Source organism: Proteus mirabilis ATCC 29906, assembly GCF_000160755.1.
Lineage (GTDB): Bacteria > Pseudomonadota > Gammaproteobacteria > Enterobacterales > Enterobacteriaceae > Proteus > Proteus mirabilis.
In genome coordinates this window covers 168,564-187,951 of the sequence record NZ_GG668582.1, presented here as the reverse complement: position 1 = coordinate 187,951, position 19,388 = coordinate 168,564, and the positions used below count along the sequence as shown (strand labels likewise).

At 33.1% G+C, this 19,388-nt stretch carries 20 protein-coding genes; 4 read left to right on the top strand and 16 right to left on the bottom strand.

Going from position 1 to position 19,388, the window contains the following annotated elements:
• Positions 1 to 36: 36 nt before the first annotated feature.
• From HMPREF0693_RS15830 to phnX, 4 genes are all read right to left on the bottom strand, one after another.
• The gene (locus HMPREF0693_RS15830; protein WP_004246578.1) at positions 37 to 441 is read right to left on the bottom strand and encodes a DUF1240 domain-containing protein; all 405 of its coding nucleotides are present in this window, start codon (positions 439 to 441) and stop codon (positions 37 to 39) included.
• Positions 442 to 660: 219 nt separating this feature from the next.
• Entirely contained in the window at positions 661 to 957 is a 297-nt protein-coding gene (locus HMPREF0693_RS15825) for a DUF1240 domain-containing protein (protein ID WP_004246577.1), read from the bottom strand.
• Between the two features lie 163 nt (positions 958 to 1,120).
• Positions 1,121 to 1,408: a DUF2645 family protein gene (locus HMPREF0693_RS15820; RefSeq protein WP_017628742.1), complete on the bottom strand. Its 288-nt coding sequence runs from the start codon at positions 1,406 to 1,408 to the stop codon at positions 1,121 to 1,123.
• Between the two features lie 88 nt (positions 1,409 to 1,496).
• Positions 1,497 to 2,309, bottom strand: coding sequence for a phosphonoacetaldehyde hydrolase (gene phnX / locus HMPREF0693_RS15815; protein ID WP_004246573.1), 813 nt, complete (start codon positions 2,307 to 2,309; stop codon positions 1,497 to 1,499).
• An 875-nt stretch (positions 2,310 to 3,184) separates the two neighbouring features.
• Between phnX and HMPREF0693_RS15810 the strand changes: the two genes are divergently transcribed.
• Together HMPREF0693_RS15810 and HMPREF0693_RS15805 are read left to right on the top strand one after the other, a co-directional pair.
• Positions 3,185 to 4,318, top strand: coding sequence for a M20 family metallopeptidase (locus HMPREF0693_RS15810; RefSeq protein WP_004246571.1), 1,134 nt, complete (start codon positions 3,185 to 3,187; stop codon positions 4,316 to 4,318).
• Positions 4,319 to 4,327: 9 nt separating this feature from the next.
• The gene (locus HMPREF0693_RS15805; RefSeq protein WP_004246570.1) at positions 4,328 to 5,734 is read left to right on the top strand and encodes a YfcC family protein; all 1,407 of its coding nucleotides are present in this window, start codon (positions 4,328 to 4,330) and stop codon (positions 5,732 to 5,734) included.
• A gap of 92 nt (positions 5,735 to 5,826) precedes the next feature.
• Here the strand turns inward: HMPREF0693_RS15805 and HMPREF0693_RS15800 are convergent, their stop codons facing one another.
• On the bottom strand, positions 5,827 to 6,465 hold the full coding sequence (locus tag HMPREF0693_RS15800; RefSeq protein ID WP_004246569.1) for a TetR/AcrR family transcriptional regulator C-terminal domain-containing protein: 639 nt from the start codon (positions 6,463 to 6,465) through the stop codon (positions 5,827 to 5,829).
• 155 nt (positions 6,466 to 6,620) lie between these two features.
• Between HMPREF0693_RS15800 and HMPREF0693_RS15795 the strand changes: the two genes are divergently transcribed.
• A complete protein-coding gene (locus HMPREF0693_RS15795) occupies positions 6,621 to 7,691 on the top strand; it encodes an HlyD family secretion protein (RefSeq protein WP_004246568.1) in 1,071 nt (356 codons plus the stop codon).
• On the top strand, positions 7,684 to 9,204 hold the full coding sequence (locus tag HMPREF0693_RS15790; protein WP_004246567.1) for an MFS transporter: 1,521 nt from the start codon (positions 7,684 to 7,686) through the stop codon (positions 9,202 to 9,204). The genes HMPREF0693_RS15795 and HMPREF0693_RS15790 overlap by 8 nt, the downstream gene beginning before the upstream one ends.
• A gap of 94 nt (positions 9,205 to 9,298) precedes the next feature.
• Here the strand turns inward: HMPREF0693_RS15790 and HMPREF0693_RS15785 are convergent, their stop codons facing one another.
• From HMPREF0693_RS15785 to nagK, 11 genes are all read right to left on the bottom strand, one after another.
• Positions 9,299 to 9,748 (bottom strand): DUF411 domain-containing protein, encoded by a 450-nt coding sequence (locus HMPREF0693_RS15785; protein WP_004249975.1) that lies wholly within the window; start codon positions 9,746 to 9,748, stop codon positions 9,299 to 9,301.
• Between the two features lie 184 nt (positions 9,749 to 9,932).
• The gene (locus HMPREF0693_RS15780) at positions 9,933 to 10,607 is read right to left on the bottom strand and encodes a fimbria/pilus chaperone family protein (RefSeq protein WP_004246565.1); all 675 of its coding nucleotides are present in this window, start codon (positions 10,605 to 10,607) and stop codon (positions 9,933 to 9,935) included.
• Between the two features lie 21 nt (positions 10,608 to 10,628).
• Entirely contained in the window at positions 10,629 to 12,542 is a 1,914-nt protein-coding gene (locus HMPREF0693_RS15775; RefSeq protein ID WP_004246564.1) for a fimbria/pilus outer membrane usher protein, read from the bottom strand.
• A 173-nt stretch (positions 12,543 to 12,715) separates the two neighbouring features.
• On the bottom strand, positions 12,716 to 13,018 hold the full coding sequence (locus tag HMPREF0693_RS15770) for a hypothetical protein (protein ID WP_223232002.1): 303 nt from the start codon (positions 13,016 to 13,018) through the stop codon (positions 12,716 to 12,718).
• A 36-nt stretch (positions 13,019 to 13,054) separates the two neighbouring features.
• Positions 13,055 to 13,693, bottom strand: coding sequence for a hypothetical protein (locus tag HMPREF0693_RS15765; protein ID WP_004246562.1), 639 nt, complete (start codon positions 13,691 to 13,693; stop codon positions 13,055 to 13,057).
• 283 nt (positions 13,694 to 13,976) lie between these two features.
• Positions 13,977 to 14,639 (bottom strand): DUF1120 domain-containing protein, encoded by a 663-nt coding sequence (locus HMPREF0693_RS15760; RefSeq protein WP_004246561.1) that lies wholly within the window; start codon positions 14,637 to 14,639, stop codon positions 13,977 to 13,979.
• A gap of 413 nt (positions 14,640 to 15,052) precedes the next feature.
• Positions 15,053 to 15,709 carry a DUF1120 domain-containing protein gene (locus tag HMPREF0693_RS15755; RefSeq protein ID WP_004246560.1) on the bottom strand — a complete coding sequence of 219 codons (657 nt, stop codon included), beginning with the start codon at positions 15,707 to 15,709 and terminating at the stop codon, positions 15,053 to 15,055.
• Between the two features lie 396 nt (positions 15,710 to 16,105).
• On the bottom strand, positions 16,106 to 16,771 hold the full coding sequence (locus HMPREF0693_RS15750) for a fimbrial protein (RefSeq protein WP_004246559.1): 666 nt from the start codon (positions 16,769 to 16,771) through the stop codon (positions 16,106 to 16,108).
• A 296-nt stretch (positions 16,772 to 17,067) separates the two neighbouring features.
• Positions 17,068 to 17,472: a YgiW/YdeI family stress tolerance OB fold protein gene (locus HMPREF0693_RS15745; RefSeq protein WP_004249797.1), complete on the bottom strand. Its 405-nt coding sequence runs from the start codon at positions 17,470 to 17,472 to the stop codon at positions 17,068 to 17,070.
• A 148-nt stretch (positions 17,473 to 17,620) separates the two neighbouring features.
• Entirely contained in the window at positions 17,621 to 18,205 is a 585-nt protein-coding gene (locus HMPREF0693_RS15740; RefSeq protein WP_004246556.1) for a rhomboid family intramembrane serine protease, read from the bottom strand.
• 94 nt (positions 18,206 to 18,299) lie between these two features.
• Complete coding sequence (gene nagK / locus HMPREF0693_RS15735; protein ID WP_004246555.1) at positions 18,300 to 19,211, bottom strand: N-acetylglucosamine kinase; 912 nt, start codon at positions 19,209 to 19,211, stop codon at positions 18,300 to 18,302.
• Positions 19,212 to 19,388: the final 177 nt, after the last annotated feature.

Here is a 19,388-nt window from a genome sequence, read left to right as displayed (position 1 = left end):
TATTCAGGTTACGAAGAGAGAATAAAAAAGAGATGTCTATTTTTTACACATCTCTTTTGCAATAACATATTCATTTGGTGCAAAAGCAGATGATTTATAACAACTAAAATAGCCTTTAGAGGTTAAATCGAGACCGACATAAATTGAAAAGAAAAAGCTAAAAACGATACCAACTATTGCTATTCCTGCGCATATACCAGCTACTTTATTGTTCATTCTTTGTGTTTTTTTTGTGTATCCACAAATAAAAATTAGATAAGAAAAATAGATAATCAAAGGGGCTGCAAAAAAAAACAACCCTGTTTGAAATGAGAATAGAATTCTATCTTTCATCATAAAATAATTTTTGTAGTAGATTATGGAGTCATAGAAACAAAACAAAGCTAAAGAAAAAAGGAATATTGCAATTAAATACATTTTTAGAGAGTTTATTTTAACCATGACTAAAGTTTCCCTACTTTTCAGTTTTTAGCAAAAATTAAAACGTAAATAAAATGACCATATGATATATATAACAGTGATTGTAACATAACCCCATCTTAGTTTTTTATTTTTTTCTTAAAAAAAATAATAAAATACAAGGTGTTAATATCAATATAGGCTCAGTAGCATATCTGACTATGAAAACTATTAGTACACATTATCAGATTTAAGAGATATCTATTTTTTACACATCTCTTTTGCAATAACATATTCATTTGGTGCAAAAGCAGATGATTTATAACAACGATAATAGCCTTTAGAGGTTAAATCGAGAGCGACATAAATTGAAAAGAAAAAGCTAAAAACGATACCAATTATTGCTATTCCTGCGCATATACCAGCTACTTTATTATTCATTCTTTGTAACTTTTTTTTGTATCCTAAAATAAAACTATAATATGAGAAATAGAGTATTAGAGGCGTTGCAAAAACTAAGAGCCCTGTTTGAAATGAGAATAAGATCCTATCTTCCATTAGAAAATAGGTTATGTAGTAACTTGTTGATATATAAATTGAAAAAATGGCTATAAATAGAATTGCAATAGAAGATAATATCAATTTTACTGGTTCTATTTTTATCAAAACTAAATTTCTCCCATTGAGAAAGATGGCGTTGGGGGATAGGGAAGGTCAGTTTTCAGCAAAAATTAAAACGTAAATAAAATGACCATATGATATACATAACAGTGATTGTAACATAACCCCATCTTAGCTTTTTATTTTTTTCTAAAAAAAGTAATAAAATACAAGGTATTAATATCAATATAGGCTCAATAACATATCTACCATTGAGTGGCAGTTGACAAAGATTATCAATATCACCTTCACCAATCATCCATTCATAGTCAGATATGGAAAGAATATTAATCAATATTAATAAAAAAATAAAATATAGAAATATAAAAGTGCGAAGTATTATTTTCATATTAAAGAATACCTAGATATATCTTTATATTCTCTATTGACCAATTACGCCCATTACTGCTTTATTGGGCGTTGGTATTGGATAATAGTTACGGCTTTTGATTATTAGCGATCTTCTGATTAATATCTTCTATCACCGCAGGTAAATTGGCAAGGGTATCAATAATATAATGAGCACCAGCGGTACGTAGTTTATTTTCAGCAATGCGCTTACGGTTTTCTATTTCTGCCTGTTCCATTGTTTGATATTGTTCAAAGGTGGCACCAAACTCATTGCCTGAAACAGATAACCCGACAGTCCACATACCGGCATTTAACCCTTCGGCAATACCTGTTACTGCATCATCGACTTTAACACAGCGTGCTACACTCATTACACCCAGTTCAATCACATTCTTTAACGCCATCCAAGGGCCTGGGCGAGAGCCGGCGGCAATTTCATCACTAGCAACCACGCAATCAGGCTGATAACCATATTCAGCGGCTTTCGGTACTAATACATCCATGACGGCTTTAGGATAACCAGAGCAAGAGCCGATTTTAATTCCTTGTGCTCTTATGGTCGTGATAGCCTCAAGTGCTCCTTCAATCGGTTTAGCAAAATGTACCACTTGTGCAATTTGTAACGGCATAAAGGTGCGATAAATATGCTGTGCCTCTTCTTCACTTGGTGGGTGACCAAATTGGGCTGTCCAGCGAGTGCGAATATTAGGCTCGTTAAGTAAAGCACGAATATGATCGATTTTCCCCATCCCCATCGGCCCTCGTGCTTCTGATAAACTTATTTTAAAGTTAAAGGCTTGAGCAAAGGCATCGACAAAAATTTGTGTGGGGGCGAAAGAGCCAAAATCGACTACTGTACCAGCCCAATCTAAAATTACTGCTTCAACCGATTTATTCATATGTTTAGACCTACTATGTGAAATCATTATTAACGGCGAATGGGGAGAATGTAGAACATCCTACCATTAAAAAAATGGGTTATTGTGATGTCAATTTTAAGGGGGATTTATGACATAGGTATGTCATCACAATAAATTCCACCGCAAAAGTAGCTTGGCTCTCAACATTAGATACTAAAAAAAGTAAATAAAACTAATATAAAACACGATTTTAAGATCATCATTTAACGCATAAAAAAAAAGAGTGATTTTATTTATTAATCAATAAATTTTATTAGATAAGATAAAATACCTTTTATTATCATACATATTTTATATTGTATGATAAATTTATTACCGAGTTTTATTGTATTGTTCTTTTATCAAATAAAATTGAAAATAAATGTTTTTATTTTAATAATAGAGCGATTTTTCTTAATCCAGTGTGTTAAAAAATTCTTTTATTGGTTTTATTGTTTGTTTGATAAAAAATAATTTGGTTTTATTTTGTTTTTTTAGGTTTTATCAAAAAATAAAATAAATCTATTTAAAATAATGCTCTCTAAAAACAAGATAAAATAGTAAAAAGTATTTTATCTTAAACCTCTTTTCTATTTTTCAATGTTCTTATTAGCTTTAGATTATTTTATCTATTTCTATCATGTGATTTCTAGCAGATCTTATTCTATTTAATTAATTGTTATTATGGTTTTAAAAAATAGATGCAATCATATTAAATATATGTAAAGTTTAATGTGATGTCATTGATAAATAAATCCACATTTTATTTTAAGGCTAATGCTTTTTATCAAGCATTTTATTGCAGTTGATAAAGGCCATCTTGATTCAAATATCTAGCTAAAAAAGACAAATTATAATTACAAGAGGTAAATAAAATGCAACACACAATTAATTCACAATATGATGAAATGGTTGATTTTCTAAAGGAGTTAGTGAATATCGATAGCGGCTCTTATGATAAACAAGGGGTTGATACAGTCGCTGATCTTTTAATTCAACGCTACCAAAAATTAGGTTTTGTTGTTGAAGTATTTGAAAATGAACAACTAGGGAATAACTACCGTTTAGTTCATAAAGATGCCACAAACCCACAAATTTTTATTGCTGCACATTTAGATACCGTATTTCCTAAAGGCACAGTAGCAGAGCGTCCATTTAGTATCGATGGCTCCCGTGCCTATGGCCCCGGTGTTATTGATATGAAAGCTAGCCATGTTTTAACTTACTATGCGATTAATGCACTCAAACAAAGTGGCGATCTCTCTTATCAAAATGTTGAAATATTGCTTAACTGTGATGAAGAAATAGGGTCAAAAACATCGCGTCATTTAATTGAAAAATATGCCAAAAATAAAGCTTATGCATTAATTATGGAACCTGCTCGTGCGAATGGTGCCATTGTTAGCGCTCGTCGAGGTGTTGGAACTTATGAGCTGTTGATTGAAGGTAAAGCATCTCACTCAGGTATTGCGCCAGAAGCAGGAATTAGTGCTATTCAAGAGCTCTCATACAAAATTCAGGCTTTACATGCGCTTTCTCGCCATGATGAAGGTCTTTCCGTTAATGTCGGACTGATTTCTGGTGGTACATCTGTCAATACGGTTGCACCCCATGCACGAGCTGAAATCGATGTGCGTATTTCAACGGATGAGCAGGGTATTGAAATTGATAAGCAAGTCAGAGAAGTTTGTAGTCAACCTGTGTTAGCAGGGGTTAAATTAACGCTAAAAGGTGGCATTAATCGCCCTCCAATGGTGAAAACACCTGAAAGTGCCAATTTAATAGAAATCATTAAACAGCAAGCGGATTTAATTGGCTTAGCTATTGAAGATATTTCAACTGGGGGAGGATCTGATGCCTCATTTACTGCCGGTGTGGGCACACCAAGTGTTGATGGTTTAGGCCCTATTGGCGGCTATCAACATAGTGATAAAGAATATCTCGATTTACCGTCATTGACCGAAAGGACAGTGCTATTTGCAAATGTTATTAAGCGTCTGTCTCAATAAGGTGAATGTATGGAAAAGAGTAAAAAAATAAAATGGGCTATGCCTGATGCCTTTATTATTATTTTTGGCATCGTTATTTTAGCGGCCATCGCCACCTATTTGATCCCCGCGGGAAGTTATCAGCGGGAAACCGTTAATGGATTAAACCGCGTTGTCCCTAATAGCTTTAATTATGTTGCACAAAATCCAGCTTCATTGATGGATGTGTTTTATGCAATCCCTGTAGGGTTAAAACAATCTGCCAGTATTATTTTCTTGATCTTTATGATTGGTGGTGCGATTGCCATTTATGATCGCACCCGTGCTATTGATTCAGGTATTAATGCGCTTATTGTTAAAACCAAAGGTAATTATCAAGCTCTTATTATTACGGTTGCTTTTATTTTTGGTATGTTGTCATCCCTTGGGCTTGCGGCCAATGCCGTTATTGCGTTTATCCCTATAGGAATAGCCCTTTCGCGATCAATGAAACTTGATGCTATTACGGGGGTTGCAGTTGTTTATTTAGGCTATTATGCAGGTAATGCGGTTGGTGTATTAGATCCAACTATTTTAGGTACTGCACAAACATTAGCTGAAGTTCCTCTTTTTTCTGGTGTTATTTTTCGAGTTGTATTATTCGCTATCTTAATTGTTGTCACTATTGCTTATATTGTCTGGTATGCCAGACGTATTGCGAATGATCCAACGACCAGTTATATGTATGGAATAGCTAAAGATGATCCTGATTATGAACAGCCACACACTCAATCATTAGATAGCACCTTCTCATTGAGGCAAAAATTGAGTTTGGTGGTATTTATAGCGTTTATTGGATTGTTTTTATATGGTGCTTTTGAATATAAATGGGGGATTGAACATCTATCAGCCATTTTTATTATGATGAGCATTGTTGTGGCGGCTATGTTTAAAATTGCCCCTAATGACTATATCAAAACCTTTATGAAAGGTGCTCAATCTTTAGTGTATGGGGCATTGGTGGTGGGGATCGCCAGAGCGGTTATTGTTATTTTAGATGAAGGACGAGTGCTTGATTCTATTGTACAAGCCACATTAGTGCCATTACAGCAAACCTCTCACTTTTGGGGCGCTCAATTACTTTATTTCTTTAATTTACTATTTAACTTGCTAGTCACATCAGGAACGGGACAAGCATCGATTGTTATGCCTATTATGGTGCCTATTCTCGATATTCTTGATCTTACACGTCAAACCGGTGTCCTTATTTTAAAACTCGGTGATGGCTTTACCAATATTATTACCCCAACATCAGGTGTACTTATGGCGGTACTGGCGGTAGGTAAAGTGCCGTGGACGCGTTGGGTTAAATTTGTATTCCCTATTTTAATGATTTGGGTCGTGATAGGTATGGCTGCAATTGGTATTGCTACCGCAATAAGTTATGGACCAGTGTAGCTTTGTACTAACGGATTATTAACGATAAATAGGTTATTAAGTATAAATAAAGTGCCGTTTGTTTAGTTACAAACGGCCTTTTTAAACCAACCTCATGGTGTCATCAGTTGGTGTTCAAACCCTGTGACTAATTGCTCTAAGCCAAAATTAAAACGCATGGCAAAATCATCAGCAAAAAGAATTTCTCTTACTTGCCAAGTTTGAGGGTATTTATCACGTACAATTTGTTCAAAAGCGAGTCGTTTTTGCATTAAAATTTCACTATCAATAAGCGTGATAGCTTGCTGTTCAATGCAACACCCTAAAATAAAATAGAGTAAGGTCATCGACATATTGCTCGCTAACTCAGCAGATGCACCAGACTGCATAATTAAAGTAATAAGCGTATTGTTTATACGTAACACATTCTCAGAAATCACATAGGTTCCGGCAAAAACTCTAGCACCATCACGATGTTGTAAAAAAGCTTCTCTTAGCTCTGTTGCTAGACGTTTTAGATCCGCTTTCCAATCTTGGCTATAGTGAAAATCAACAGCGACTTCACTGACTATACGATCTGCCATTCCCTCAATAAGCGTTTGTTTATTATCAAAATGCCAGTAGAGAGAGGCGGCTTTTATATGTAATGCATCTGCCAGTTTTCGCATTGTTAAGCCTTCAATCCCTTCTTTTTCCAGCAAAGAAAGCGCCGTATCCAACACATTTAATCGATCAATTTTAGGGCTTTTCATAAATAATTCTCATTTTCCTCTTTTCTATCTAACAATGTTAGTTTAACATATTTATCAAACCTAACAATGTTAGATTAAAGCAAAAGTTAAATATCACTAAGCTTCGCTTAGGAGTAGAAAGATGGAAAATATTCAATCAAAAAAAAGAAAAAATCATGCAGTTAGTGATGGTTTATACACCTTGGATCACTGTGATATGTGTTGTTGCGTTTATTGGTATAGCGACTGCAGATTGGGATCGCTGGTGGAGTGATGCTCGTTATCAAACAACAGATAACGCTTACATAAAAGCGGACTCAACGATATTGAAATCACGAATGACTGGGTTTATTTCTCAGATTAATAAAGAGGATTACCAAGTAGTAAAACGTGGTGAGGTCATTGCTGAAATTAATAAGAAAGAACAAATATTAAATCGGCAAGCGGCATTAGCAGAGTATCAAAAAGCCCAATTAGCTTTAGATAATCTCACTGAAGAAATTAAAGAATATCAATTAAATATTGAGAAATTAGCTAATCGTTATCAAGCATCAGTTATTGATGTTATCCAAGCTAAGCGCAGTCCAATGTTGCGTAAAGATTTAATTAATAGTGGGGCAATCACACAACAAAATTATTTAGATGCTCAATCTGATTTGCAACGTTTAATGAAATTACAAAGTGCTGCGAAAAATGAGTGGGATCAGGCTAAACAAGCACTGGTATTACTAAAATCTCAAGAAAAAATACGTCTGGCACAAAAAGATATCGCTCAAACACAGTATCAGCAGGCTGAAACGGAGCTTTCATACGCGACTATTAAGGCTCCTTTCGATGCGCAATTAAATAAAATAAAAGTCAATATCGGTAGCCTTGTGACTGCGGGTAGCGAAATTGTGACTTTAACACCGATTAACAATGTATACATTATTGCCAATTTAAAAGAGACACAAATAAAAAAAGTACAGCCAGAACAATCTGTTGCTATCAAAGTTGATGCTTTTCCTACCGATGTTTTTTCAGGAAAAGTGAGATATATCGGCGCACAAAGTAGTGGTGAATCAGCTCTTATTCCTGCTGATAATGCCAGTGGTAATTTTACTAAAGTAGTACAACGTATTCCGGTTTATATCACGCTCAATAGTGATAACCGACACTTAGCTAAATTAAGAGCGGGTATGTCTGTGCAAGTGAAAATTGACACAGAAAGCCTTCCTGTAGAGGAGGAGGGGGATCGCAGTGATTAAATTATTATCAGCAGCACAAAATCATCGTCCTATTTTTGTTGTTATGGCTGTTTTTACCGGGGCTATTTTATCAACACTCTTTGTACGTATGTTTTCTATCTCGTTAGCGGATTTAAGAGGCGTGTTTGGTTTAGATGTTGCCCAAGGATCTTGGTTGAATGTGGCTCTTAATATAGCTCAATTGATCAGTATGACTCTTGTACCTTGGTTTATGGTGGTTTATGGCGCAGAAAAAATATTAATCAGCGCGAGTTTTATCCTTTTTTGTTGTGGATTAGCGGTTCCCATAATAGGACAACAGATTGGTTTTGGCGGACTTTTTATTGCTCATTTTATGATTGGATTTTGTATCGGAGTTTATTTGCCGATGACGATTTCATTAGCCTTAAAAAGTTTAAATCCCAGTGTTTGGCTAATCGTTATGGCGGCTTATAGCTTACGTGTTTCTGTAGGAATGGATGCGGGAGTGGGGATCTCAGGAGAATTTGTTGACATATTGAATTGGCGTTGGATTTATTGGTTATCCGCTATTTTCACCTTAGTCATCCTATTTTTTACCTGGTGGGGAATGCCACTCTCACCTATTAATAAATCATTGCTCGCTCAAAGTGATTGGGGAGGAATGGCGCTTAAATGCTTAGGATTAACGCTATTATATATTGGTGTCGTTCAAGGTGAATTATTAGGTTGGTGGGATTCTGGGCTGGTCGTGTCTTGCTTAATCGGTAGCGCTATACTGATGGGGACATTTATTATTAGAGCTTATATTTATAAACAAAGCTTTGGCCACTTAAATTGGATCAAAGATAGTAATTTACGGCTCTGCTTTATTATTGCCTGTTTATATGGCTTTTTGATGTTACCTAATTCGTTATTTATACCTTCATTTTTGAGTGTTGTTGGTGGGTTGAAACCACTACAAATAGGTCAAGTTACCAATCTTGCCTTCTTTATCTATCTATTATGTAGTCCAATAGCTATTTTTCTTGCACGGCGTTTAGAGCCACGATTAATGATGTTAATAGGTATTATGATTATTGGAGGTGCATGTTTAATCGGTCATCAAATTGATTATCAGTGGCGAGCTAATGATTTCTTTATTGTCATATCTATGCAAGCAATGGGGGAATGTTTGCTACTTATCGGATTAATTGCCTCATTTGTTACTAATATCAAGCCACAAGAAGCGTTACATTTAGGGGCATATATTTCGATAGCGAGAGTATTAATGCCAGCCCTTGCAGGAGCTATTATCAATACTTATTTGAGGATCTCATATGATACTCATTATGATTTGTTAAGAGGATACATACAAACTGGTGAGCAAAAATTAGCAGGGAATATTGCTGAACATTATCAAACAACGATGGCATTAGTAATAAGAGAAGCACATGTTGCCTCTTTTATTGATGGTTTTGATTTGATTATGCTCTTGGTTATTTTAGGTGCTCTTTGTATGTCATTTTTAAAATCGTCACCAGAAAATCCGGTAGTCCCAAGGCTAGTAAAATAAAAAACTGCCTGTTTTAGTACAGGCAGAAAATAAAATAAGAATAATATAATAGGAGAGAAATATTCTTGTTACATCAATATGATGAGTGTAAAAATTAATTGTATGATTTAAATAGTGATTGATTACCTGCTTTATCAAAAGCAATGACTTGATAAGGTTCTTTATAGTCCCCAGCATACATACCTAAGCTACCCGCTGGCATACCTGCAACAGCAATGCCTGTTTGCTTTTTATCCATTAAGTCTATATTTTTTAAGCTATCGATAGGAATATGTCCGACTAAGTCTTTGCCTTGGTATGTTGCATAGTGACAGCTTAATAAATTATCAGGGACTGCTGCTTGCTGATATTTTTGCATTAATTCTGTTTCAGAGACAATATTGACATTAACATCAAAGCCCGCTTCTTTTACACCATCAGCCCACAAATTACAGCAACCACAATTTTCGGTTTTATAAACTTCAACTACAGCATGATTTGCCGCTTGTACAGTACCACTAACCGTTGACAATACTAAGAGAGAGGGAAAAAGTAATTTTTTCATCATGTATTCCTTATAGATACGAATACAGAGAACAATAATCTTTCCCCCTACAGGAAGGTCAATTCAAATAAAGTATAAGCGTGTAGATTTTTGTAAAAATAAATATGTAGGGTTAATAATATAAATGTCTACATAAATAAAAAAGCCTTGATATAACATGTCAAGGCTTTATATATTAATTATTTTAATTATTAACTTTCATTTTAATATCACCTGCTAATTTAAATCCATAACGACTTAAAGGTGATATTTTTATTTCTGTTAACTTTTCTTTTACATCAACTTTAATTTCTTCTTGAGGACGAATATAAAATTGACCAATACTATAACCGTTATTGCTTGGTAAAGAGCTAAAAGCGGGAGCCATACGAATAACTTGTTTACCATTATTCTTTAATATTAATTGATTATTGACTTGTTTTACTTCTAGATTTTTCCAAGGTTCACGTTCTATGGTTAACCCTTTTGGAATAATTAACATCGCAATATCTTGTCTGATAGGCATTTTTGTTGAATTGACCTTTGCAACACCAATACCTTGGAAAGAGGCTTTTAAAATTTGTTCATCATCAAATTCAATACCGTCTTTTAAAATAAAATTAATATTCTGACTTTGATCTGGCTCTATTCTTGTAATAGGTGGAGTTATAATAATATTTTTTGCTATTTCGTGTTGTTTATCTAAATCGCTGACTTTTGTTGATAATAAAATAGGTTCACTACCCGTATTTTTAACATTAAAAATCTTTCTTGGCTCTTCTGAATCTAAAATAACAGTCATGGTTTCCAATTGAAAACTAGCATGAGAAAAATGACTTATTAATAGAATGAGAAAAATCATTCCTTTTAGTATTTTCATAATTAGACTATCCTCTTTGTATTACTTACAAATTGCATCAACTTTTTCATATAAAAAGTCTGGATTAAATTCTTCTGGAACTGAATAATCAACAGAACAGATGTCACCATTATCTGATTTTACTTTTAGTGGTTTACCGATTTGCTCATTACTTATTATAACATTACCGTCCCCCATAATAACACCTATTAGATTTCCCTTATCATCAATAACACTATTTGCTGTATTAACAGGTTTACCATCTGGTTTTTTTATTTCTAATAAAACTTGCTTTATTGTATTGACGGGGATCTCACGAGAAAAAACAGTACCTTTTGCCAATGCAATATCAAAGGATGTTGTGCCTAACATAACATTGAGTGGTAAATTTTTAGTATTTAATAGAACAGTTGTTTTTTTATTTACAGGTAAGTTAGGAATAACGGCGGTACCAAAGTGATTAGTTATTGTCGTACCACCACCCATAGAGTTAACTAAAATACCAGATTGTCCTGGAACACGTAAAATACCGAAAGTATCTCCTAACTCCACAGGAGAAGTAGCAAATAATCCATCACTATAAGCAATAGCACCAGATGCTGTCAGCATCGCCGATTTTTGATTACTATTACTAAAGGAGCCTGTCGCACTAATTTGGCTGTAAGCGGTTGTTGCATTGATATTACCGCTAATATTCTTATCTTTACTGTCTTTATCAGCAGTTGCCCCGATAGAATATCTAAATAAATCATTATGATAATTACTATAATTTGTTGTTAAAGATGATGTTTTATAATGTTGGTATTGAGTACTAAATGATGATGAATTATTAATAGGTACGTTGATGTTTACAAATGTACGATCTTCAAAATTACTACTTTTTTGATAGCTAATATTAAAAGACATAAATGGAAATCTTTTTCCATAAGAAATGGTATTTGAATAATTGTCTTTTTTATCACCATAATATTGGCTATAGCTAAGGCTATAACTCAGTGATCCATAACGTTGATTTCCTAAGCTTAGAGATAATGAGCTTGATGTTTTTGTCTGATTATTAGCAAGATTATCATCTAATGGGTCTTCTATATTATCTATTTGTAGAGATTCATAGAGTGTGGAATAGTTGCGTGAACGATATATTGTTGATAAGCCTAGAGAGAATACTGATACAGGTAAACTTAAATTAGCATTTGCTTGGAAGCCATCACCTTTATTAGAAGAAGATGCATATTTAATACCAAAGCCAGTAGATAAAGGACGATGTTCACCAAAAACGCTATTTACGCTACCTACAATGGACTTATATTTTGATGATATTTCCATACCCCCTAGAAAATTATGATTTAAATAATTAATGCCACCTTCAAAACCGGTAATAAAAGGAGTATGTATGCGTTCATCACTTGAGTTTTTTCTATATTTCCCCATAAAAAAGTTAAAGCTGATACTACTCTGTGGATTTTTTAAGTCTTTATTTGATGTAATAACATCAAATTCTTGAATAGTACCATCATCTTGAATAACTTTGACATGTAATGGTTGACTTGATGATACACCACTAATGTTATTTAATTGGAAAGGGCCTGCAGGTATTATCGTTCTATATAACAATCGATTATTTTGTGTGACTTCAACGGTAGCCGGTTTTTCAGACATCCCAGTAATAGGAACTGTCAACTTACTGTTTTGATAGCTACTATCTGAATATAATTGAAAACCATTCATATCAGCACTATCTAATAACTCACTATTAGATGTAATTTGGCCTAATTGTAAAATGGCTTTGATGCGTTCTATTGTACGTGAAAGCGTTGTTTCATTAAATCTATAGTAAGTTTTCCCATCACCTGAAGAAAAGCTACTGTTATTACGTAAAATCCAATTATAAAAATTTATACCTGTTTTAAAATCACCTTGATAAAAATTCCTATTATTAGAGCCATTTAACTTCATACCATAGATTCTATAGTTGTTGAATACCCCTAAGCCACCATAGGTTAATTCATTACCATAGGCACTTTGATCGAAGTAATCATCATTAATAGTGATATCAATAGAGTTGTTATTTGGGTGATAGGTAATATCTGATTTAGGATATATCTCTAAAAAATCAGCACAATCTGAATTTATCTCTTTTTTTTTAATTTCAGCTTATCTATTAATTGATTATTTAAGCAAAGATTACCTGATTCATTAATAAGAATATTATCAGAATAGTTAAGGCTACTATTTACTATAATTGTTACATCATGATAACCAGGAAGAAAATGACTTCCTTCTTTAAAATAATCAGCGATTTCACTGCCATAACCAAGAGATTTAAGTGAGTCAATATCAAACTCGATATTTTTATTATCAGCTAATGCTAAATTATTGTTAATTAGATAAGCTAATAATAAAAATATCATTTTACGATATCGAAAATGCATAATGAACCCCATAGTAAAACGTCGCGTTTTTAAATTTTAAGATCCAAATGAAAAATCGAATAATAGAGAGCCTGAAAGTTCTCCACCATCGACAAGAGGGCCATTTGTTTCTTTTAAACTATAAATTGTTGGTGAAATTTTTAACTTTAATTGATAGTTATTCCCTTTCGAAGGTGTTACACCATCTTGACTAAATCCGTTTAGAGTGCCTATTTTTAATTGTGGGCTTGTTTTTATTATTCCAATATTATTTTCGTTATCTGTTTCATAAATATTAACATCAATGCCATCTACTGTTGCTTTTTCAATAGATACCTGGAAAAAACCAATCTTACCTGTTGTATTTATAGTGCCAAGGCCAAAATGAGTTTGATCATTATCTGTGGTTGTTCCCATTTTTTCATCTGCTTTTATTGAAAATAGTACAGGTGAAACAGGTGAAGGACAGCTTATATTTATTAATGTATAACGATCATCTAACTTATTATTTTCATTAGATTTAAACATATAAGCTTTAAGATTATGATACTCTATGGTTATATCTTTTTGTGACACAAAACAATCATCATTAAATGATGGTGCTAGATCGTTATAAATATCTGCAAAAGCAGATGTTGATACTAATGAAATACTTAAAAATGGTAAGGTAAAATAAAAAGATTTTATAATATTCATAATAACCTAAAGCCAGCTAGTGTAGTTTCTTTTTCTGATGTATTTAACTAATTCGACCTTTATAATAATTTTTAATTAATTATACGCTTATAGAAAATAAAAAACAGTCTTGTAATTTAATTGGTGATTTTAAAATGGATTTTTATATTCTATATCAAATCGGCTACTCTAAAATATATAGTCTATATAAGATAATTAATAAAATACTTTCTATATCTGATAATTTATAGAAATATTTAAATAAAAACGTAAGAAACCCAAATGATTTCTTACGTTTTTTTAATTAAATTCCGAATTGGAATGTTAATGTGGCTAAACCATCTAACTTAGCATCACCATCACTATTTTTTAGTGCGCTATTGATGGTTGGTGTGACTTCAAAATCTGCCGCAAATACTTGACCGTCAGCATAATCATTAGCATTACTACGAGCCCAACCTAATGAATCATTTTTTACTAGTGTCTTAGAAGTAGATCTGCCATATCTAGAATCCATTACATAGACTTTCTTTTCTTCACTAGTCAAATCTTCTTTTACTGTGGCATTTTTCATTGAAACTGTGTAGTAACCTACTTTAGTATCAACAGCCTCTTTTCCATCGACTGCCATCTTATAACTGCCTAAACCAAAATAAGAATCACCTTCTTTTTTTTCTGTCCCAGCTCTATTATCAGTAGGAGTAAAAGCTAGATAGGTTTTTGCATCACAAGTTACGACAATATTTTTTGATTGAGGCTCTAATGTTAAATCACCTTTTGCAGGGAAAAGGCCAGGAGTTACAGCAAAAGTATATTCAACAGTAGTTTCACTTGTTTCGCCATTGATGGTACAAGTTGGTGGTTGGATATCTCCACTTACTTTTAATTTAGCGGTTGGTGTCGCAGCGAAAGCGATACTACTTGATAAAGTAAGTAAAGAAATAGCTAATAAGCTTTTTTTGAACATATATCCTCCATGAGCGATATAAAACTATCTTAAAAAGATTATTTATAACCTCTCATATCGTTTGATTTTAAATAATAAAAATCTCAAGTTTTTAGAGTGACTCAAAGTATATAAAAATCATCTAAATAAGATTGCATTTATATATTATACTCGTATATATAAATATTAACACCCTTGGTTAAATTTTTCGCATTAATAATTTAACAAAAGATTAAATATAATATAATTTATCAGAAAATGATTTTCTTTATTTGATGGAGTTTCTATATTTTATACCTAAAATATAGGTTTTTTTCTTGATGGTTTTTTTTTGATATTATCGAGAAGGTTGTTTTTGTGGAAAATAAGAATGTAAGAAATTAGTTTAATTTCTTACATTCTATTTTAAATTAATTTAGATTAATTTAATTAAATTAGATACCAAATTGGAAAGCAAGAGTTGCTAAACCATCTAATTTAGGTTCACCTCCGCTATTTTTTAGTTCACTATTGATAGTTGGTTTGATTTCGAAATCAGCTGCAAATACTTCACCGGCAGAGAAATCGCTAGAGCTTTTAGCCCACGCAAACACTTTTTCTTTTTGAAGACTTTGAGAACTGTTTACAGCACCATTGTAGAATACAGAAACTTTAGCTTCTTCTGCATCAGCAGTTGGTTTTACTGTCGCATTTTTCATGGTAATACCATAGAAACCTACTTTAGTATCTACAGCTTCACCCTCTTTGTTTGTTTCGTGGTGTGTACCTAAACCAAAGTTAGCCGCATTTGCTTCTAATTCTGAACCTGCTCTATCATCTGTAGGAACAAAAGCTAAATAGGTTCTAGCATCACAAGTAACAGTAATGTTGTGTGAAATTGGTTCTAATGTTAGATTACCTTTTGCTGGGAAAAGGCCTGGGCTAACATCGAATTTATATTCAACAGTAGTCTCACTTGTTTCCCCATTAACTGTACAAGTAGGGGCTTGAATAGTACCGATAACTTTTAGTTTAGCAGTAGGTGTAGCAGCAAAGGCAACACTACTTGTTAGAGCAAGTAAAGAAACAGCTAATAAACTTTTTTTAAACATACATCCTCCAGTGGAAGTATATATATATCTTAATTCGATACATATATACCTTTTTAATGCACTTTATTTTTTCAAAAATAATAAAATGCTCTCAACTTTTTAAGTTGCTTATTTATATTATTATCTTAATAAGAATACCTTACAAATAATTATACGCTGATAAAAAATAAAAAATAGTATTTATAATTAAATAAACTTTAAATGCATAAAAAAGATAATAATTAAATATTTTAATCTTAATAAGATAGTCATTAAATGTTATTTAAATCAAAATAAGATAATTAATAAATTACTTTCTTTGTTTGAGTATTTAAATACGAGTCTTATTATAATGAATGAAAAAACATATAATAAAAAGTGTAAGGTAATTGTTAAATACCTTACACTTTATTAATATTAAATACCAAATTGAAATGTCAAAGTGGCTAAGCCATCTAATTCAGCTTCGCCTTCGATTTTTTTCATTTGGCTATTAATGACGGGTTTGACTTCAAAGTCAGCAGCAAAAGATTTTCCTGCAACAGATGTCTTACCAGGCAAAGCCCAACCATACTCACTTTGTTTATGAATTAATGTATTAGGAACTGATGTCGTGGCGTTGTTAGATTTGATATAAGCTTTTTCAAACTTACTACCATCTTCTTTTTTGACAGTGGCATTGCTGATATTGATGGTGTAATAGCCTACTTTTGTTTCTGCATTTTTTCCATCATCTTTATTTTTAAATTGATAGTGACCTAAACCAAAGAAGGCTTCACTTTCTTGGCTCTGTGTTCCTAATCTATTATCTGTTGCAACAAAAGCTAAATAAGTACTTGAATCACAAGAAATAACAATGTTTTTTGATTGACCTGCTAACTTTAAGTCACCCTTTTCAGGGAAAAGACCTGGAGTGATATCAAAGTTGTAGATGATTGTGGCTTCTTGCTCTTCATTATTGATAGTACAAGTCGGAGGCTTGATCCTTCCTGTGATTTTTAATTTAGCAATAGGGTTAGCTGCTAAAGTAGTACCGCTGGATAATGCTAATAAAGAAATTGCTAATAAATATTTTTTAAACATACATCCTCCTATGGCGGTATAGTAATTTATCAAATTATAGCCGTCATTTTTTGATGCGTTTTGTTTTTTAAAAAAAATATTTAATAATTACGTAATTTAAGTATTTTTTCTTACTTAAAATAAAAACAATCAAAAAAGCTTTTGTGGCGGAGATAACAATAAAATGGTGGCGCTATATTGTTCATAGTTCAATGGTAAATTGATGAAGGAAGCATCAATGGATAAGGATAAAAGAAGGGAATAAATAAAAAGACACATAATGTTTTAATCTTTATGTGTCTTTTTAAAGAGTATAGTTATTTAACAATGCTCAGTTGTTTTACATCGATTTCAGTACTTGTCCACTCTTTATCGATCTTACCTTCAATTTTTACGGTATTCTCAGGCGTAACGGTTTGACCACGCCATCTTTTTTGGTCTATTTCAACATTAATAGCACCTGTTGTGTCTTCAAAAACATAAAGCTCATCACCAATTTTTTTGGTGATTTTGCCTGTTAAGATAACCCAAGTATCATCTGAAAGTGTTTTTGCTTTAGCAACGGTCGTTTCGCTAATTGAAGGGCCTTTAAATCCACCTTGCTCTGTGGTGGTGATAGCGCTTTGTGGGGCAACAAAACCACCACTATTTTGTTGGTTTGAATTGGCTTGAGATGCAAAAGCCAATGTACTACCAATTAATAAAACTAGTATTTTTTTCATAATAGGCTCGCTTATTGGTTTAAACATTCACTTAGAGATAGATTAATTCTAGTTCAATTCTTCCTATAAAAATGCATATTAAAGTAAATATTGGTATTAATATATCAATTTTATCAACTTGTTATTGATAAATGATGGTGTAATTATTTCATTTTATTATTTCTACTACACGGCTTTTCCGACGAATGATTTTTCTTGCACACCAAGCATAAAGCAACCCAGAGATAACGCCCGCGATATGTGATTCTGTAGAAACCCCTAATTGCCCGGGGATTAATCCATAAGCCATAGAGCCGTAATAAAACAGCACAAATAAGGCGATGACGATATCGATAATTTTATGGCGAGTAAAAGCATGGGCAATTAGCAGTGACCATAATCCAAAGATCCACCCACTTGCACCGACATGAATAGCGTTACGCCCAAATAACCAAACTAATAACCCACTGATGATAATGATAAAAATACTTGAATAGCAATATTCTCGTAATGACTGTGTCATCAATAAAAAGCTAAGTATAAGAAAAGGTAATAAATTACTAAAAAGGTGAGACCATGAGCCATGAATAAAAGGTGAAATAAAGATACCGAATAAACCTTCGCTGCTTCTTGGAATAATACCATATTGAAGAAGATGGACTGGGAAGAGGCTCCCTATAATTTGTAATAAGAAAAGAAGGATAGTTAAACCACTGAGAATATAAATTCTTCTTTTTAGCCAGAGACGATCCATAACGATAAGCCTTTATTGTAGGTGATAACCTTTATTTCTGAATCTACTGTAAAGAGAAGAGCCTTTCTGTTAGATGGCTCTTCTTCTATTATATTCAGTCTAATAAATTTAAGCAGGCAGCACCTCTTGCTCCACCCGCATCACCATAACGTGCTTTTTCTATTGTTGGAATTTGTGTATTACCGTATACACAATGTGAGAGATAATCCGGTAATAAGGTATACAGTGCGTCAAATTGTGATAAACCGCCACCAATAACAATTAAATGTGGGTCAAGTACAGTCAGAATATTGCTAAGGTAAATGGCTAATACTTTCATATAGCGGTCAACATGCTGTTGGGTCTGTTCATCGCCTTGATAATATTGTGCAACGATATCCACCGCTCTTTGTGGTGAGCCATTAAAGGCTTTATACATACGTTCAAAACCACGACCAGATAAATAAGTCTCAAAGCAGGCTTTTCTACCACAACCACACAATATTTTTGGCATGGTCTCACCAATCACATTATCAGCATCTACATTAAGATTCATGTGACCTATTTCACCGGCAATACCATTTTTACCAGAGAGTACTTTGCCATCAATGACAAAACCACCGCCAACACCCGTACCTAATATTAAACCCAGTACTGAAGGATAATGACGAAATTCAGGATCCCATGCTTCTGATAAGGCAAAACAGTTAGCATCATTCTCAACTTTGACGGGGCGTTCAAGAATATTAGCCAGATCGTGGATCATCGGTTTATATTTGGCAGCAGGCACGTTGGTGGTAAATACAGTTCCTTCTTTTGCATTGACGATGCCAGGAACACCGATACCTATTTTTCCTTTACAGCCTAAATCATTATCAGCTTCTAAAGTGAGTGTTTTAAAAACATTTAATAGAGCTTGATAATCATTCTTTGGCGTTGGTACACGTTTTTGCCATACTTGAGTAAGATCTTTATCAAAAACGGCGAGCTCGATTTTTGTGCCGCCCATATCAAAACCATAATACATATCAGTCTCTTAGTTATCCTGTAAATGTAATCCGTAGCTTAATTAAATAGAGAAGAAGCTATGGTGCTTAATGGTCATCACTTCAGTTAACGCGTTTTTTCTCTGTCTATTACTTCCACAGATTATAAGATTTATCACTATTTATTAAAGATAGCATAGAAACAATCGTAGATAAGC

Coding starts and splice junctions, on each gene's coding strand:
- HMPREF0693_RS15830 (WP_004246578.1), bottom strand. CDS start 441: ATGGTTAAAATAAACTCTCTAAAAATGTATTTAATTGCAATATTCCTT.
- HMPREF0693_RS15755 (WP_004246560.1), bottom strand. CDS start 15,709: ATGTTTAAAAAAAGTTTATTAGCTGTTTCTTTACTTGCTCTAACAAGT.
- HMPREF0693_RS15750 (WP_004246559.1), bottom strand. CDS start 16,771: ATGTTTAAAAAATATTTATTAGCAATTTCTTTATTAGCATTATCCAGC.
- HMPREF0693_RS15785 (WP_004249975.1), bottom strand. CDS start 9,748: ATGAAAAAATTACTTTTTCCCTCTCTCTTAGTATTGTCAACGGTTAGT.
- HMPREF0693_RS15820 (WP_017628742.1), bottom strand. CDS start 1,408: ATGAAAATAATACTTCGCACTTTTATATTTCTATATTTTATTTTTTTA.
- HMPREF0693_RS15765 (WP_004246562.1), bottom strand. CDS start 13,693: ATGAATATTATAAAATCTTTTTATTTTACCTTACCATTTTTAAGTATT.
- HMPREF0693_RS15775 (WP_004246564.1), bottom strand. CDS start 12,542: ATGAAGTTAAATGGCTCTAATAATAGGAATTTTTATCAAGGTGATTTT.
- HMPREF0693_RS15810 (WP_004246571.1), top strand. CDS start 3,185: ATGCAACACACAATTAATTCACAATATGATGAAATGGTTGATTTTCTA.
- HMPREF0693_RS15805 (WP_004246570.1), top strand. CDS start 4,328: ATGGAAAAGAGTAAAAAAATAAAATGGGCTATGCCTGATGCCTTTATT.
- HMPREF0693_RS15760 (WP_004246561.1), bottom strand. CDS start 14,639: ATGTTCAAAAAAAGCTTATTAGCTATTTCTTTACTTACTTTATCAAGT.
- HMPREF0693_RS15770 (WP_223232002.1), bottom strand. CDS start 13,018: ATGCATTTTCGATATCGTAAAATGATATTTTTATTATTAGCTTATCTA.
- HMPREF0693_RS15745 (WP_004249797.1), bottom strand. CDS start 17,472: ATGAAAAAAATACTAGTTTTATTAATTGGTAGTACATTGGCTTTTGCA.
- HMPREF0693_RS15740 (WP_004246556.1), bottom strand. CDS start 18,205: ATGGATCGTCTCTGGCTAAAAAGAAGAATTTATATTCTCAGTGGTTTA.
- HMPREF0693_RS15825 (WP_004246577.1), bottom strand. CDS start 957: ATGGAAGATAGGATCTTATTCTCATTTCAAACAGGGCTCTTAGTTTTT.
- HMPREF0693_RS15780 (WP_004246565.1), bottom strand. CDS start 10,607: ATGAAAATACTAAAAGGAATGATTTTTCTCATTCTATTAATAAGTCAT.
- HMPREF0693_RS15795 (WP_004246568.1), top strand. CDS start 6,621: ATGCAGTTAGTGATGGTTTATACACCTTGGATCACTGTGATATGTGTT.
- HMPREF0693_RS15800 (WP_004246569.1), bottom strand. CDS start 6,465: ATGAAAAGCCCTAAAATTGATCGATTAAATGTGTTGGATACGGCGCTT.
- nagK (WP_004246555.1), bottom strand. CDS start 19,211: ATGTATTATGGTTTTGATATGGGCGGCACAAAAATCGAGCTCGCCGTT.
- phnX (WP_004246573.1), bottom strand. CDS start 2,309: ATGAATAAATCGGTTGAAGCAGTAATTTTAGATTGGGCTGGTACAGTA.